The 15,447-nt window shown below is 69.0% G+C and carries 18 protein-coding genes; 2 read left to right on the top strand and 16 right to left on the bottom strand.

Annotated elements, in window-relative coordinates:
• Nucleotides 1–32: 32 nt before the first annotated feature.
• The 10 genes from pheT to infC form a co-directional block, all read right to left on the bottom strand.
• Entirely contained in the window at nt 33–2,552 is a 2,520-nt protein-coding gene (gene pheT / locus QUC20_RS05120; protein ID WP_289331140.1) for a phenylalanine--tRNA ligase subunit beta, read from the bottom strand.
• Nucleotides 2,552–3,592, bottom strand: a complete 1,041-nt coding sequence (gene pheS, locus QUC20_RS05115; protein ID WP_289331139.1) for a phenylalanine--tRNA ligase subunit alpha — start codon at nt 3,590–3,592, stop codon at nt 2,552–2,554. Before pheS ends, pheT begins: the two co-directional genes overlap by 1 nt.
• A gap of 72 nt (nt 3,593–3,664) precedes the next feature.
• Nucleotides 3,665–4,603, bottom strand: a complete 939-nt coding sequence (locus QUC20_RS05110) for an amino acid ABC transporter permease (protein WP_289331138.1) — start codon at nt 4,601–4,603, stop codon at nt 3,665–3,667.
• Entirely contained in the window at nt 4,600–5,247 is a 648-nt protein-coding gene (locus QUC20_RS05105; RefSeq protein ID WP_289331137.1) for an amino acid ABC transporter permease, read from the bottom strand. Before QUC20_RS05105 ends, QUC20_RS05110 begins: the two co-directional genes overlap by 4 nt.
• Before the next feature lie 70 nt (nt 5,248–5,317).
• Complete coding sequence (locus tag QUC20_RS05100) at nt 5,318–6,229, bottom strand: glutamate ABC transporter substrate-binding protein (protein WP_120263089.1); 912 nt, start codon at nt 6,227–6,229, stop codon at nt 5,318–5,320.
• A gap of 56 nt (nt 6,230–6,285) precedes the next feature.
• Complete coding sequence (locus QUC20_RS05095) at nt 6,286–7,077, bottom strand: amino acid ABC transporter ATP-binding protein (protein WP_289331136.1); 792 nt, start codon at nt 7,075–7,077, stop codon at nt 6,286–6,288.
• Nucleotides 7,078–7,257: 180 nt separating this feature from the next.
• Nucleotides 7,258–8,055 carry a TrmH family RNA methyltransferase gene (locus QUC20_RS05090; RefSeq protein ID WP_289331135.1) on the bottom strand — a complete coding sequence of 266 codons (798 nt, stop codon included), beginning with the start codon at nt 8,053–8,055 and terminating at the stop codon, nt 7,258–7,260.
• Nucleotides 8,056–8,133: 78 nt separating this feature from the next.
• Nucleotides 8,134–8,514, bottom strand: a complete 381-nt coding sequence (rplT, locus tag QUC20_RS05085; RefSeq protein WP_023951735.1) for a 50S ribosomal protein L20 — start codon at nt 8,512–8,514, stop codon at nt 8,134–8,136.
• A 32-nt stretch (nt 8,515–8,546) separates the two neighbouring features.
• A complete protein-coding gene (gene rpmI / locus QUC20_RS05080) occupies nt 8,547–8,741 on the bottom strand; it encodes a 50S ribosomal protein L35 (protein WP_005048908.1) in 195 nt (64 codons plus the stop codon).
• A 44-nt stretch (nt 8,742–8,785) separates the two neighbouring features.
• Entirely contained in the window at nt 8,786–9,445 is a 660-nt protein-coding gene (gene infC, locus QUC20_RS05075; protein WP_259455209.1) for a translation initiation factor IF-3, read from the bottom strand.
• Between the two features lie 227 nt (nt 9,446–9,672).
• On the opposite strand from infC, the gene QUC20_RS05070 reads away from it, so the two are divergent.
• A complete protein-coding gene (locus QUC20_RS05070; protein WP_289331134.1) occupies nt 9,673–10,077 on the top strand; it encodes a DUF1844 domain-containing protein in 405 nt (134 codons plus the stop codon).
• A 40-nt stretch (nt 10,078–10,117) separates the two neighbouring features.
• On the opposite strand, the gene QUC20_RS05065 is transcribed toward QUC20_RS05070, so the two are convergent.
• From QUC20_RS05065 to QUC20_RS05040, 6 genes are all read right to left on the bottom strand, one after another.
• Nucleotides 10,118–10,900 carry an SseB family protein gene (locus QUC20_RS05065; RefSeq protein ID WP_289331133.1) on the bottom strand — a complete coding sequence of 261 codons (783 nt, stop codon included), beginning with the start codon at nt 10,898–10,900 and terminating at the stop codon, nt 10,118–10,120.
• Nucleotides 10,884–11,630, bottom strand: a complete 747-nt coding sequence (gene priA, locus QUC20_RS05060) for a bifunctional 1-(5-phosphoribosyl)-5-((5-phosphoribosylamino)methylideneamino)imidazole-4-carboxamide isomerase/phosphoribosylanthranilate isomerase PriA (protein WP_120263092.1) — start codon at nt 11,628–11,630, stop codon at nt 10,884–10,886. The genes QUC20_RS05065 and priA overlap by 17 nt, the downstream gene beginning before the upstream one ends.
• A 56-nt stretch (nt 11,631–11,686) precedes the next feature.
• Nucleotides 11,687–12,364, bottom strand: coding sequence for an imidazole glycerol phosphate synthase subunit HisH (gene hisH / locus QUC20_RS05055; protein ID WP_289331132.1), 678 nt, complete (start codon nt 12,362–12,364; stop codon nt 11,687–11,689).
• Nucleotides 12,361–12,966: an imidazoleglycerol-phosphate dehydratase HisB gene (gene hisB / locus QUC20_RS05050; protein ID WP_120263094.1), complete on the bottom strand. Its 606-nt coding sequence runs from the start codon at nt 12,964–12,966 to the stop codon at nt 12,361–12,363. Before hisB ends, hisH begins: the two co-directional genes overlap by 4 nt.
• Nucleotides 12,963–14,048, bottom strand: a complete 1,086-nt coding sequence (locus tag QUC20_RS05045) for a histidinol-phosphate transaminase (RefSeq protein WP_289331131.1) — start codon at nt 14,046–14,048, stop codon at nt 12,963–12,965. Before QUC20_RS05045 ends, hisB begins: the two co-directional genes overlap by 4 nt.
• A gap of 71 nt (nt 14,049–14,119) precedes the next feature.
• Nucleotides 14,120–14,479, bottom strand: a complete 360-nt coding sequence (locus QUC20_RS05040) for a LysM peptidoglycan-binding domain-containing protein (protein WP_289331130.1) — start codon at nt 14,477–14,479, stop codon at nt 14,120–14,122.
• Between the two features lie 256 nt (nt 14,480–14,735).
• Between QUC20_RS05040 and lexA the strand changes: the two genes are divergently transcribed.
• Nucleotides 14,736–15,401, top strand: coding sequence for a transcriptional repressor LexA (gene lexA / locus QUC20_RS05035; protein ID WP_120263097.1), 666 nt, complete (start codon nt 14,736–14,738; stop codon nt 15,399–15,401).
• Nucleotides 15,402–15,447 lie beyond the last annotated feature (46 nt).

Here is a 15,447-nt window from a genome sequence, read left to right as displayed (position 1 = left end):
TCGACGTTCGGAACTGCGCCCGATACGCAGCGTCAGTCGCGGATGACGGCACCGAAGCGCTCGGCAGCGACGGCGACTCCCGCGAGCTTGGCCTCGCTCGCCTCCGCCGCCGTCAGGGTGCGGTCGTCGGCGCGGAAACGCAGTGCGAACGTCAGGCTCTTCGAGCCCTCCGGCACGCCTGCCCCGCGGTAGTCGTCGACGAGACGGAGCGACTCGAGCAAGACACCCGCGCCCTCGGACAGCGCCGAGGCGAGCGCCCCTGCGGTCACGTCGGCCGGCACGACGAGCGAGACGTCCTGCGTCGCCGCCGGGTAACCCGACAACGAGGCGACGACGACCCGCTCACCGGCGCCGGCGAGGATCGCATCGAGGTCGACCTCGGCGACGAGCACGCGGCCCGACAGATCGGCTGCGGCCGAGACCTCGGGATGCAGTTCCCCGGCGTACCCGACCTCGATACCGCCCACGGTGAGCGCGGCGGCGCGACCCGGATGCAGCGCGGCACGCCGGGTCTGGGAGATCTCGATGTCGACCCCGGCTGCCGAGGCGATCGCGGCGACGGCGGCGAACACGTCGCTCAGGTCGGCCGCGATCGCAACATGGCCCGGCGTCTTCGGTGCGACGTTCCCGGCGACGAGAACCGCGACGTGACGCGGCTGCGGCGGGATCGACGCGTGGAGCTCGGCGAGGGTCGCGTCATCGGGGCGGGCGGCGAGCGGCGGAACCGTCGCGGTGCCGTACTGCACTCCCGGCTCGGGCAGGAAGACGGCGCCGACCTCGAAGAGCGCGAGATCGGTCAGCCCGCGCGAGACGTTGCGGTGCGCGACCTGGAGCAGTCCCGGCACGAGCGAGCGGCGCAGGTAGGGCGCCTGCCCGTCGAGCGGGTTCGCGATCTTGATCGACGGCAGCTCTTCGCCCGAGGCGGAGCCATGCAGGTCGTTGCTGTCTTGCGTCGTGAACGGGAACGACGGGGTCTCGACGAAGCCCGCGGCCGCGAGCGCGTTCGAGACGCGACGACGACCCTTCTGCGCATCCGTCAGACCACGGCCGGAGGGAGCGGTCGGCAGCACCGACGGCACCCGGTCGAGCCCGTGGATCCGGGCGACCTCTTCGGCGAGAGTCCACTTGTCGGTGAGATCGGGACGCCACGACGGCGGGATGACCTCGTAACCGGCATCCGTCTCCGATACTTCTGCGCCGATCGTCTCGAGCGCGGAGACGACCTCGTGATCGGTGTAGTCGACGCCGATGAGCCCCGCGACGAAGCCGCGCGGCAGGTCGATCGCCTCGAGGAAGACCTCGCTGAACAGTGCACCGCCGACAGGCTCGAGCGTGCCCCCGGCGAGCTCGACCATGAGGTCGGCGACGCGGCGCGCGGCGACGAAGGGCAGCAGCGGGTCCACGCCTCGCTCGAAGCGACGCGACGCCTCGCTCGGCAGCTTGTGCCGACGCGCAGTGCGGGCGATCGTGACGGTGTCGAAGATCGCGGCCTCGATGAGCACGTTCCGCGTCGCGTCGGTCATCTCGGTCGTGCCACCGCCCATGACGCCGGCGAGGCCGATCGGGCCCGACTCGTCGGTGATGAGGAGGTCTTCACCGTCGAGGGTGCGCTCCTTGCCGTCGAGCGTCGTGAGCTTCTCCCCCGGCGTCGCACGACGCACGGTGATGCCGCCGGTCAGCTTGTCGAGGTCGTAGCCGTGGATCGGGTTGCCCAGCTCGACCATCACGTAGTTCGTGATGTCGATGAGGATGCCCAGCGAGCGGATGCCGGCGAGCGAGAGGCGCGCGACCATCCATGGCGGCGTCGGACGCGAGGGGTCGACACCCGAGACGACACGCACCGCGAACTCGCTCGCACCGACCCGGTCGCGAATCGGCGCCTGATCGTCGACGGCGACGTCGAAGCCCGTCGCCGGATGCTCGAGCTCCTCGAAGTCACGCACGCCCGGGTCGCGGAAGGCTGCACCGGTGGCGTGGGAGTACTCGCGCGCGATGCCGCGCACCGACAGCGCGTAGCCGCGGTCGGGAGTGACGTTGACGTCGATCGCGGCGTCGTCGAGGCCGAGCAGCGCGATCGCGTCGGCGCCGACCGGCGCATCCTCATCGCTGTCGAGACCCAGCTCGGTCAGGCGCAGGATGCCCGAGTGCTCGTCACCGAGCCCCAGCTCCTTGGCCGAGGCGATCATGCCGTCGGAGACATGACCGTACGTCTTGCGTGCCGCGATCGGGAACGGTCCCGGCAGCACGGCGCCGGGGAGCGTCACGACGACCTTGTCGCCCTCGAAGAAGTTCGAGGCGCCGCAGACGATGCCGCGGATACCCCCGTTGGCCTCGCCGACGTCGACCTGGCACCAGCGGATCGTCTTGCCGTTGGACTGCGGCTCGGGTTCGAACGAGACCACCCGTCCCACGACGATCGGACCCGTCAGGTCGAAGCCGTGGACGTCCTCCTCCTCGAAGCCGACCGACACCAGTGCCGCGAGAATGTCTTCCGGTGCGGCATCCGCCGGCACCTCGACGTACTCACGCAGCCACGAGAGCGGAACGCGCATCAGACCACCATCCCGAACTGCTCGCTGAAGCGCACATCGCCCTCGGCCATGTCGCGCATGTCCTTCACGTCGGAGCGGAACATCAGCGTCCGCTCGATGCCCATGCCGAAGGCGAACCCGGAGTACACCTCGGGGTCGATGCCCGCGGCGCGGAGCACGTTGGGGTTCACCATGCCGCAGCCGCCCCATTCGATCCAGCGAGCACCGCCGGCGAAGGTCGGGTGCCATAGGTCGAGCTCGGCGCTCGGCTCGGTGAACGGGAAGTAGTTGGTGCGGAACCGCGTCTTCGCCTCGGGGCCGAACAGCTCACGTGCCGCGTGGTCGAGGGTGCCCTTGAGGTGCGCCATCGTGATGCCCTTGTCGACGACGAGTCCCTCGAACTGCGTGAACACCGGCAGGTGGGTCGCGTCGTACTCGTCGGTGCGGAACACCCGGCCGGGCGACAGCACGTAGATCGGGATGTCGCGCTCGAGCATCGACCGCATCTGCACGGGGCTCGTCTGCGTGCGCATAACGAGGTGCCGCGCGACGGGGTCGACGAAGAACGTGTCCTGCATCTGGCGCGCAGGGTGGTCGACGTCGAAGTTCAGCGAGTCGAAGTTGAACCACTCGTGCTCGAGCTCCGGCCCCTCGGCGATTTCCCAGCCCATCCCGACGAAGAGGTCTGCGACCTCTTCTTGCAGGAGCGAGATGGGATGCCGCGCACCGACGCGTCCGCGCGGGGCGATGGCGGTGACGTCGAGGGCTTCCGCCTCGAGCTTCGCGGCCGTCTCGGCAGCGGCGAGCTCGTCCTCGCGGGCGGCGAGCGCCTGGTTGACACGGCCTCGGGCCTGGCCCACGAGCTTGCCGAACTCGGCCTTCTTCTCGTTGGGCACCGACCGCAGCTGCGCGTTGAGGCGCGCGAGCGGCGACCCCTCGGCGGTGTGGGCGTTGCGGGCTGACTTCAGCTCGGCGGTCGAGGCAGCGTCGGCGAAGGCGGCGAGGGCCGCATCCACCGCCGCGGCGACCGCGTCAGGGGTGATCTCGGGTGCGTCGGACACGGGAGTCGAGTCTACCGGCGACGGGCCCCTCCGCTTTCGCGTGAGGGGCCCGTCGTGGTTGTGCTGGCTGCGTCAGGCGCTGCCCGAGCTGTTGGAGTCGTACTTGCCGATCCCCTTCTGCATCGCGATGAGCTCGGTGTCCGTCGTCGGAGGCACCGGGTGGTGCAGTGGGTCGACTGCCGATGCTCCGCCGCCCGCGGTGCCCGCACTCCGCGGCGACCGCGACATGCGCTTCTCGAGGAAGCTCGCGAACCACGACAGCAGCAGGCACATGACGATGTAGATCGCACCGATGACGATGCCCGCCTGCAGGATCGGGCGCCCCGGCTGCGAGGTCAGCTGCTTGGCGTAGTACAGCAGCTCGGGGTAGGTGATGATGAAGCCGAGCGCGGTGTCCTTCAAGGTCACGACGAGCTGCGCGATGATGACGGGCAGCATGGCCCGAACCGCCTGCGGCAACAGGATGAGACGCATGACGCCGCTCTTGCGGAGACCGATCGCGTAACCGGCCTCCTTCTGCCCGCGAGGCAGCGACTCGATGCCGGCACGCAGAGCCTCGGCCAGCACCGACCCGTTGTACGCCACGAGGGCGATGACGACGGCCCAGTACGGCTCCATGCGGATGCCGAGCGTCGGCAGGCCGTAGTACATCAGCATCATGAAGATCAGCACCGGCACGGCCCGGAACGCCTCGATGACGACACCGAAGGGAATGCGCACCCAAGCGTGGTCCGAGAGGCGACCGATGGCGAGCACGAAGCCGAGAGCCAGCGCACCGACGGCCGCGAGTCCGAAGGCGGCGAGAGTGTTGCCGAGCGCCTTCACGATGCCGAGCCAGACGTTGCTGAAGGTGAAGATGTACCACTTGTCGGCGGAGAACTGACCGCTCACCGCGAAGCGGAAGACGATGAAGCCGATCGCCGCGGCGACCAGGAGGATCGTGACGACACCGAGGATGCGGTTGCGCAGGATCGCGCGGGGCCCCGGGACGTCGTACAGGACGGAAGTCATCGCGCGATCCTCCACTTGTTCTCGAGTCGTCGCTGCACGGCGCTGAGCACCAGCACCAGAGCGACGAAGACGACGGCGACCCAGAGCAGGACCGTCAGGGCGTTCTCGCCCCGCTCACTCAGGTTGGAGCGGATGGCACCGAGCTCGACGACGGAGAATCCGGCGGCGACGGTGGTGTTCTTCAGCAGCGCGATGAAGACGCTCATCATCGGCGGCACGACCGACCGGAACGCCTGCGGCATCACGACGAGAGTCATGACCTGCCCGAACGTCAGGCCGATCGCCCGGGCCGCCTCCGCCTGACCGACCGGCACCGTGTTGATGCCGGCGCGAATGACCTCCGCGACGTAGGTCGCGGTGTAGATTCCGAGCGCCCAGATGCCGAGCACCGTGAAGCCGGGGTTCGGCAGGTCGAGCTGCGGGTAGCCGAACGCGAAGAAGAAGAAGACGAGCGTCAGCGGGGTGTTGCGGATGGTGTTGACGTAGACCGTGCCGAAGGCGCGCGCCATCGGGATCGGCGATACCCGCATCGCGCCGATCAGGGTGCCGAGGACCAGGGCGATCGCTCCGCCGGCGAAGAACAGCAACAGCGTGTTGCGGATCGCCTCGCCCCAGAGGTCGAGGTTGTCGGTGATGACGCCCACATCGTCTCCTTGGGTGGTGCGGGGCGGGGACGCGTGCGCCCCCGCCCCGTGGTCATGGTGTCAGTGCGACTCAGTACGCGTCGACCGCGGGCTGCTCGACCGTGATGCCGGACTGACCGAGGTTCTTGTCGAAGATGCCCTGCCACACGTCGCCGCCGTCGGTCAGCAGCTCGTTGATGTGCGCGCGGAACGCGTCGTCGCCCTTGCGCAGGCCGACGCCGTACTTCTCCTCGCTGAAGGGCTCGCCGACGACCTTGATCTCGTCGGGGTACTGCGCCGCGTAGCCGATCAGGATCGCCTGGTCGGTCGTGACGGCGTCGACGGTGCCGTTGATGAGCGCGTCGACGCATGCGGAGTACAGGTCGAACTCCTCGGTCGGAACCTCGGGGTAGTTCGCCTTGATGTTCTGGATCGGCGTCGAACCGGTCGCCGAGCACACGCGTGTGTTCTCGTTCAGGTCGTCCTCGCTCGCGATGTCGCTGTCGGCGGCGACGAGCAGGCCCTGGCCCGTGATGAAGTACGGGCCGGCGAAGTCGATCTGCTGCTTGCGCGAGTCGGTGATCGAGTAGGTGCCGACGTAGTAGTCGACGTCGCCGTTGACGATGGCCTGCTCACGGTTGGCCGATGCGATCGCCTTGAACTCGATCTTGTCCTCGTCGTAGCCGAGGGACGCCGCGATCCAGCGGGCGATGTCGACGTCGAAGCCGCTGCGCTCACCCGTCGTCGCGTCGAGGAAGCCGAGACCGGGCTGGTCCTCCTTGACGCCGACGATCACCTTGTCGCGGGACTGGATGGCGTCGAACGTCGGGCTGCCCTCGAGCGAGACGTCGGAGGCGACCTCCCACAGGGCCTCGTTGCTGTCGCCGCCGTCACCGGTGGCGGCGCCGCCGGGCGAGGTGGGCGAGCCGCTGTTGCAGCCGGTCAGAGCGATCGCAGCGATGGCGACACCGGCGAAGGCGCCGGTGATTCGTGTCTTGCGCATGTGGTCCTCCTGGTTGGGGCATCCGCGCCCGGTGCAGAGCGCGGAAGTCGGTGGTCTCAGTGGGTGATGAGCTTGGAGAGGAAGTCCTTCGCACGGTCGCTCTTGGGCGACGTGAAGAACTGCTCGGGAACGGCCTCTTCGACGATCTGACCGTCGGCCATGAACACGACCCGGTCGGCCGCCTTGCGGGCGAAGCCCATCTCGTGCGTGACGACGATCATCGTCATCCCGTCCTGCGCGAGGCCGACCATGACGTCGAGGACCTCGTTGATCATCTCGGGGTCGAGCGCGCTGGTGGGCTCGTCGAAGAGCATGACCTTCGGCTTCATCGCGAGCGCACGCGCGATCGCGACGCGCTGCTGCTGACCGCCCGACAGCTGCGCCGGCAGCTTGTCGGCCTGGTGGCCGACGCCGACGCGGTCGAGCAGTTCGCGGGCGAGCTTCTCGGCCTCGGCCTTCTTCATGCCCTTGACCTTGATCGGCCCGAGCGTGACGTTCTCGAGGATCGTCAGGTGGGCGAAGAGGTTGAACGACTGGAAGACCATCCCGACGTCGGCGCGGAGCGCGGCCAGAGCCTTGCCCTCGGACGGCAGCTTCTCACCGTCGATAGTGATCGTGCCTTCACTGATGGTCTCGAGACGGTTGATCGTGCGGCAGAGGGTCGACTTGCCCGAGCCCGACGGACCGATGACCACGACGACCTCGCCGCGGTTGACGGTGAGGTCGATGTTCTTCAGAGCCTGGAACGAGCCGTAGTGCTTCTGCACGCCCTCGATCACCACGAGCGGGTCGCCGCGGCGCACCGAGATGTTCGACGTCGGGGGCGCCGGGTTTTCGGGAGTCGTCATAAGAGTTCACACTAAGAGCACTCCCCCGCCCGAGGTGGCCGCGAACCCGTCGAGTCACCGATCTGTAACAAAATCGGAATACACGGCGCGCCCATCCGCATCCATCGAGTCGCCATGAACTGCGGATGCCGCGCGGGCCGGACCCACACTTTCCGGCGACTCGACCGGTGGAAGACGGGGTCAGCCGGCGCGCTGGGCGAACGCGGTCTCGTACAGGCAGACGCTCGCGGCGGTGGCGAGGTTGAGCGACTCGGCGGCGCCGTAGATAGGCAGGCGCAGGGCGAGGTCGGCCCGGGCCAGGGCCTCGTCGGCCAGTCCGCGCGCCTCGTTCCCGAACAGCCACGCGGTCGGATCGGCGAGGGTCACGCGGTGCTCGAGGAACTCCTCGCCCTTCACATCGGCGGCCACGACCCGCAGTCCGGCAGCATGGGCCTGTTCGACGGCGGCGTCGAGCTCGACACCGAGCGCGATCGGAAGGTGGAACAGCGACCCTGTGGTCGAGCGCACCACCTTGGGGTTGTAGGGGTCGACGGTGCGACCCGTCAGCACGACGGCATCCGCGCCCGCCGCATCCGCCGCCCGGATGATCGTGCCGAGGTTGCCGGGGTCTCGCACCTCTTCGCAGATCGCAACGAGTCGGGGCCGTGTGGCGAAGATGTCGTCGAGCGACGACGGCGACTGACGCGCGACGGCCACGATGCCCTGCGGGGTGACCGTGTCGGCCATTGCCTCGAGCACGGCCTCGCTCGCCGAGACGACGGCGACGCCGGCCCGCTCCGCGCTCGCGGCCAGCTCGGGATGCCGCTCGATCGCGCTCGGCGTCGCGAAGATCTCGACGAGCGTGTCGGCTCGGTAGGCCAAGGCCTCGCGCGCGGCCTGAGGGCCCTCGAGCAGGAAGAGACCGGTCTCCTGACGCGCACTGCGCTTGGTCAGTTTGGCGACGGCGCGCACGCGGGGCGACCGGGGGTTCTCGAGCACGTTTTCAGCATACGGCGAAGGGGCGCCCTCCTCTCGGAGGACGCCCCTTCGTGCGGTGCGTGGAACGCGAAGACCCGATCAGGCCTTGGGCGCGTTGACGTCGGCGGGCAGAGCGCCCTTGGCCGTCGCCACGAGCGACGCGAAGACGGCGGGCTCGTTCACGGCGAGCTCGGCGAGCATACGACGGTCGACCTGCACACCCGCGAGGCCGAGGCCCTGGATGAAGCGGTTGTAGGTGATGCCGTTCTGACGGGCAGCGGCGTTGATGCGCTGGATCCACAGACGACGGAAGTCGCCCTTGCGCTTGCGACGGTCACGGTACGCGTAGACGAGCGAGTGGGTGACCTGCTCCTTCGCCTTGCGGTACAGGCGCGAACGCTGTCCGCGGTAACCGGACGCGCGCTCGAGGATGACGCGACGCTTCTTGTGGGCGTTTACGGCCCGCTTGACTCTAGCCATTTCGTTTGTTTCCTATTCGTGCGCAGCAGCGCTCAGATGCCGAGGAGCTTCTTGGCGACCTTTGCGTCGCCGGGAGCCAGGATCTTGTCGGCCGACAGACGGCGCGTGCGCTTGGTGGGCTTGCCTTCGAAGTTGTGGCGGAGGTTCGCCTGCTGCTTCTTGATCTTTCCGCTGCCGGTGACCTTGAAGCGCTTCTTGGCACCCGAGTGGGTCTTCTGCTTCGGCATGTCTCTTCCTTCGTTGTGTATCCCGCGAGGCGGGAGTCTGGGGGCTACTCCGCCGAGGCGGGAGCGGCGTCTTCGGTCTCGGGCGCGTCACCGGAGCGGGCCTGACGTGCTGCCTCCTTGTTGGCGGCACGCTGGGCGTTCTGCTCGGTCTTCACCTCGGACTTGTTCTTGTGCGGCGCGATGACCATCACCATGTTGCGGCCGTCGATCGTCGGGTTCGACTCGACGGTGCCGAGCTCGGCGACGTCCTCGGCGAACTTGCGGAGCAGGCGCACACCCTGCTCGGGACGCGACTGCTCGCGACCGCGGAACAGGATCATCGCCTTCACCTTGTCGCCCGCCTGGAGGAAGCCCTCGGCGCGCTTGAGCTTGGTGATGTAGTCGTGCGCCTCGATCTTCAGACGGAACCGGACCTCCTTGAGGACCGTGTTGGCCTGATTGCGACGCGTTTCCTTGGCCTTCTGAGCCGCTTCGTACTTGAACTTGCCGTAGTCCATGATCTTGACCACGGGCGGCTTCGAGTTCGGGGCGACCTCGACGAGGTCGAGCTCGGCCTCCTGCGCCAGACGCAGGGCGACCTCGATACGGACGACGCCGACCTGCTCTCCAGCGGGGCCGACGAGGCGAACCTCGGGGACGCGGATGCGGTCGTTGGTGCGGGGATCGCTGATGTGCGGAACTCCTGTTCGTGCGGTGGTGGCCACCGGGAAGCGAGGACGCCACCCGGGCGGAAGAGCATCGCATCCACCCCGCACGACGCACGTGCGTCGGCATTCGTGTTCCGCACCCTGGCTACTCCGGCCGCGGTGAAACGGACGGAGCGGAGTGCATGACCCGGTAGCCTGGAACGGCAAGCGCGGGTGGGATGTGATCCTCTTTCGATCCGGAGTAGAACACTCCGGTGCCCGCACAGTCTAGCAGAGAGCGACACGTGGACACGAACCCCGCCGACAACATCACTTTCACCGACGACGAGGCTCGTCGCCAGCGGTGGGAGGAGCAGGAGCGCGCCGCCTCGGCAGCCACCCGCGACATCGCCGACGTTCCCGCCGTCGAGGTCATCACGACCGCCGCCGTGCATCTCATGAGCGCAGCCGCGGTCAAGGTCGGACTCGCCGACGACCCCGCCACGCAGCTCGACCTCGACGAGGCGCGGAAGCTCATCAATGCCCTCGCCGGCCTCATCACCGCCGGTGCCCCCGAGATCAGCGACATGCACGCACGGTCGCTGCGTGACGGCCTGCGCTCGCTGCAGCTCGCCTTCCGCGAGGCATCCACGATCCCCGACCCGATCGGCAAGGGCCCCGGCGAGAAGTTCACCGGCCCCGTCAACTGAGGCCGCTTCGGGCTCGGTCACCCCGGGCCCGGAACCTCCGTCAGGAGGCTCGGACGAGCTTGACGGTCAGCGAGTCGACGAGCACCGCGATGCGGTCGTCGGCGGCCCATCGCGACGCCAGTCGCGACAGCACGGCGTCGAGTTCGGCGGCATCCAGTCCGTCGATGAGATGAAGCCGGACGATCAGCTCGGGGCCGCGCATCCGTGCGTCGGGATCCCCCGCCGCGACCGACAGGTCGAGCACCGCGAGCTCGCCCCCGATGCTCGCCTGAAGAGCGGTGAAGACCTCGGGCGAGGTGGGAGCCGGCTCCCAGGCCAAGCCCTGCCCGATCGCCCAGACGGCAGGTCGCCGCAGCACGAACTCCGTCTCGGAGCCCGGATCGATCACGATCAGATCGGTGTCGTCGGACGCCGCGGCCATCGCCGTGCGCACACCGTCGGCCGGGACCGGTCGGGCAACGGCATCCCACCGCCCCAGCGCCGCGACCGAGGTGAACACCGGCAGCACCCGACGACCATCGGGGGCGGCGACCGTGACGATCGACAGCTCCTGCGTCTTGTCGACGCGCAATCCCGCGGGCCCGACTCCGTCGTCGCCCTTCTCGGGGACGAGCGGGATCAGCAGGCGCGCAGCGCGATACGCCTCGACGACCGCGACCGCATCGCCCGTGCCGGCGCGGAACGCCTCGAGGGCGGCGAGCAGAGCGGGATCGGCGGAGCCGTCGTCACCGGCGTGCGGGTTCGACTCGAAGCTGCGCCCCTCCCAGGGGACCCCAGCCGAATCGGCCGCATGGCCGCAGCCGTCGTCAGTCTCCGGCGACATCCAGCGCCTCGGCCAGCGTGAAAGCGCCAGCATAGAGAGCCTTGCCGACGATCGCGCCCTCGACCCCGAGCGGCACGAGCTCGCGCAGCGCGGCGATGTCGTCGAGGCTCGAGATGCCGCCCGATGCGACGACCGGCTTCGGCGTGCGGGAGGTGATCTCGCGCAGCAGCTCGATGTTCGGCCCCTGCAGCGTGCCGTCCTTCGTCACATCGGTGACGACGTAGCGGCTGCAGCCGGCGTCCTCGAGCCGCTCGAGAACGTCCCACAGGTCGCCGCCGTCGCGCGTCCAGCCGCGCGCGGCGAGCGTCGTGCCGCGGACGTCGAGTCCGACCGCGATCGCGTCGCCGTAGCGTCCGATGACGTCGGCGGCCCACTCCGGGTTCTCGAGCGCGGCGGTGCCGAGGTTGATGCGCGTCGCCCCGCTCTCGAGCGCGGCCTCGAGCGTCGCGTCGTCGCGGATGCCGCCCGACAGCTCGATCTGCACGCCCTTGACCTGCTTGATGACCTTGCGGAGCACGGAGGTGTTGTTGCCTCGGCCGAAGGCTGCGTCGAGATCGACGAGATGGATCCACTGCGCGCCCTGCTTGGCCCAGGCGAGGGCGGCATCGACGGGATCGCCGTAGGTCGTCTCGCTGCCGGCCTCACCCTGGGTGAGGCGCACGGCCTTCCCGTCGGCGACGTCGACGGCGGGCAGGAGGATCAGTTCGGGGGTGGACGCGAAGTCGTTCATCACATTCCAGAGGTGTCGGGATGCGCGCTCGTCCATGCGAACGCACCAGAGGGAGACTAGTGGCGCGGCAGGGCGCCGATCCAATTGGCGAGGAGTCGGATGCCGGCTGCGCCCGACTTCTCGGGGTGGAACTGCGTGGCCGAGAGCGGCCCGTTCTCGACCGCCGCGAGGAACGGTCTGCCGTAGTCGCACCACGTCAGCACGGGCTCGGCGAACGGCTTCATGACTTCGAGCGTCCAGTCCTGTGCGCCATACGAGTGGACGAAGTAGAACCGTTCGTCCTCCAGTCCGTCGAACAGAGTCGACCCCGCCCCTGCTCGCACGGTGTTCCAGCCCATGTGGGGCAGCACGGGTGCCTGCAGCTCGGTGACGGTGCCCGGCCACTGCCCGAGGCCCGGGGTGTCGTCACCGCGCTCGACGCCGTTGCCGAACATGATCTGCATCCCGACGCAGATACCCAGGACCGGACGACCGCCGGCCAGACGGCGCTCGATGATCTCGTCACCGCGGCTCGATCGGAGGGCCGACATGACGGCGCTGAACGCACCGACTCCCGGCACCAGGAGCCCGTCGGCGTCGCGGATCAGGCCGCGATCCGACGTCAGGCGGGCGTCGGCACCTGCGGCCGACAGAGCCTTCACCGCCGAGTGGACGTTGCCCGACCCGTAGTCGAGCACAGCGACGAGCGGCGCCCTCCCGGTCGCGTCGGCCCCGGTCGCGTCGCCCTCGGTCATAGGGCGCCCTTCGTGCTGGGGATGCCGTGTACGAGCGGATCGAGCGCCTTGGCCTGTCGGAACGCGCGCGCGAACGCCTTGTACTCCGCCTCCGCGATGTGGTGGGGGTCGCGCCCGCCCAGCACCGTGACGTGCATCGTCAGGCCGGCGTTGAACGCGATGGCCTCGAACGTGTGCCGCACGAGCGACCCGGTGAAGTGTCCGCCGATGAGGTGGTATTCGTAGCCCTCGGGCTCGCCCGTGTGGACGAGATAGGGGCGCCCCGAGATGTCGACGACGGCCTGCGCGAGCGCTTCGTCGAGCGGAACGAGCGCGTCACCGTAGCGGGAGATGCCCGACTTGTCGCCCAGGGCGGAACGCAGCGCCTGCCCCAGCACGATCGCGACGTCCTCGACCGTGTGGTGCGCGTCGATGTGCGTGTCGCCCGTCGCGCGCACGGTGAGGTCGGTGAGCGAGTGCTTCGCGAACGCCGTCAGCAGGTGGTCGAAGAACGGCACGGTCGTCTCGATCGTGCTGCTCCCGGTGCCGTCGAGGTCGAGCTCGAGCTCGACGCTCGACTCGCTCGTGGCGCGACGGATGCTGGCCGTTCGGGGGCTGGTCATGCCTCCGAGTCTATCGAGGCCAGTGCCTCGAGGAAGGCGGTCGTCTCGTCTTCCGTACCGGCGCTGACACGCAGACTGCGCGGGATGCCCACGTCGCGCACGAGGATGCCGCGGTCGTACAGCGCCTGCCACGTGCGCTGCGGATCGTCGACGCCGTCGAACAGGACGAAGTTCGTCCAGCTCTCGTAGGCGCGGTAGCCGAGTGCGTCGAGCGTCGCCGACATCCGGTCTCGCTGCGCGACGATCTCGTCGACCATGCGCAGCATCGTCGACGAGTGCGACAGCGCAGCGGTCGCCGCCGCCTGCGTCAGACCGCTCAGGTGGTACGGCAGGCGCACGAGACGCAGGGCGTCGATCAGCGTGGCGTCGGCCGCGAGGTAGCCCACGCGCGCGCCGGCGAACGCGAACGCCTTGCTCATCGTGCGCGACACGACGAGCCGTTCGCGACCTCCGAGAAGCGTCAGAGCGGAAGAGCTCTCGCGCGGCGCGAACTCCTGGTAGGCCTCGTCGACGATCACGATGCCGTCGGTCGCGTCGTAGACAGCCTCGATGACGTCGAGACCGAGAGGTGTGCCGGTCGGGTTGTTCGGGGCGCAGAGGAAGACGACGTCGGGCCGCAGATCGGCGACCTGCGCTGCGGCGGAAGCGGCGTCGAGCGTGAAGTCGGGCGCACGCGTCCCCGCGACGTACTGCGCGCCGGTCGCGCGCGTCAGCAGCGGGTACATCGAGTAGGTGGGGCCGAAGCCCATCGCGGTGCGGCCCGGTCCGCCGAAGGCCTGGAGCAGGTGCTGCAGCACCTCGTTCGATCCGTTCGCAGCCCAGATCCGATCCGCCGTGAGACCGTGGCCCAGGTACTCGGCGAAGGACTCGCGCAGGTGGGTGAACTCTCGATCGGGATAGCGGTTGACATCTCGCAGGGCACGGGCGACGGCATCCAGGATGTCGTCGGCGACCTCTTCGGGAACCGGATGCGTGTTCTCGTTGACGTTCAGCGCGACCGGGAGCGGCGCCTGAGGGGCACCGTACGGGGTGAGGCCTCTCAGATCGTCTCTGAGGGGCAGATCATCCAGACTCGGGCTCATCCCACCCATGCTAGGCCGCAGCGCGTCGTCGAGTGACCGAACTCGGCGGACTCACCGCGCGCAGCAGCTCGTCAGCTGGCGCCCGTGTACTCGAGCGGGATGGCCAGCGTCTGGCCGGCCTCGAGCTGACCCGAGCCGAGCGCGTTGAGTCGGACGATCGCGTCGACGACGTCGCGGGGGTCGGCCGCGGGGGCGACCTCTTCGGCGATCGACCAGAGGGACTCCCCCGACATCACGGTGACGGTCGTGAACGAGCCCGCGGGCGCCCCTGCGTCGTTCGAGGCGAGCGCGCCACCGCCGGAGAGTGCGACCGCAGTGATGGCGACGACCGCCGGGAGGGCGGCGATCGTCGCAACGACGCGGCGTCCGCGGCGCGTCATACGCAGGCGGGTACGGGGGGCCGGTGCGAAGCGGGCATCGATCGTGGTCATGACATCTCCTCGGGAGCGGTAGGAAGATTCGCCCTCGCCTCTCGGCCGGGAGAGACGGGTGCGAACTTCGGTTCCGAACGTATCTTCGATATTGTGTGGTGTCAACCACCCACCGAAATCGGAGACCGATCGAAGAGACACGCGGAGCGTTCCGTGATGTCGCCGTCGTATCGGGCTACCTTTTCGACAGCGAGAGCCCACCACGAACCTCCGACATCGGGTCGGGGACGGGGCGTGACGACAGGAGACCGGCGGTATGAGCGAGAAGCCGCAGACGCGACGACGCAAGAATCTGAGCGACAAGCAGCTCGCGATCCTCGAGGTGATCCAGCACGCGATCGCCCGCAACGGCTATCCGCCGAGCATGCGCGAGATCGGCGACGCGGTCGGCCTCAAGTCGCTCTCGAGCGTCACCCACCAGCTGAACCAGCTCGAGCTCAGCGGCTACCTCCGCCGCGACCCCGGCAAGACCCGGGCGATGGAGGTCCTGATCGACCTCCCCGGCACGGCCGGTGAGAACCCGGCCGATGCGGCGCCCGCTCTCGGCGACGCCGCCCTGGTCCCTCTCGTGGGCCGGATCGCGGCCGGGGTCCCGATCACCGCCGACCAGCAGGTCGAGGAGATCTTCCCGCTGCCACGCCAGCTCGTCGGCAAGGGAGAGCTCTTCATGCTCAAGGTCGTCGGCGACTCGATGATCGATGCGGCCATCTGCGACGGCGACTGGGTCGTCGTGCGCGCACAGGCGACAGCCGACAACGGAGAGATCGTCGCCGCGATGCTCGACGGCGAGGCGACCGTGAAGACACTCCGTCAGCGCGACGGTCACACCTGGCTCCTCCCCCGCAACTCCGCCTTCGAGCCGATCCTCGGCGACGACGCGACGCTCCTCGGCAAGGTGGTCGCCGTCCTCCGCGCCGTCTGACCCGCGCGCCGCCGCGCACCTCCCGTCATCTCGCCGCGGGGTGCCG

The sequence above is a fragment of the Microbacterium arborescens genome, from assembly GCF_030369635.1.
Lineage (GTDB): Bacteria > Actinomycetota > Actinomycetes > Actinomycetales > Microbacteriaceae > Microbacterium.
This window is presented reverse-complemented; position numbering and strand designations above follow the sequence as displayed.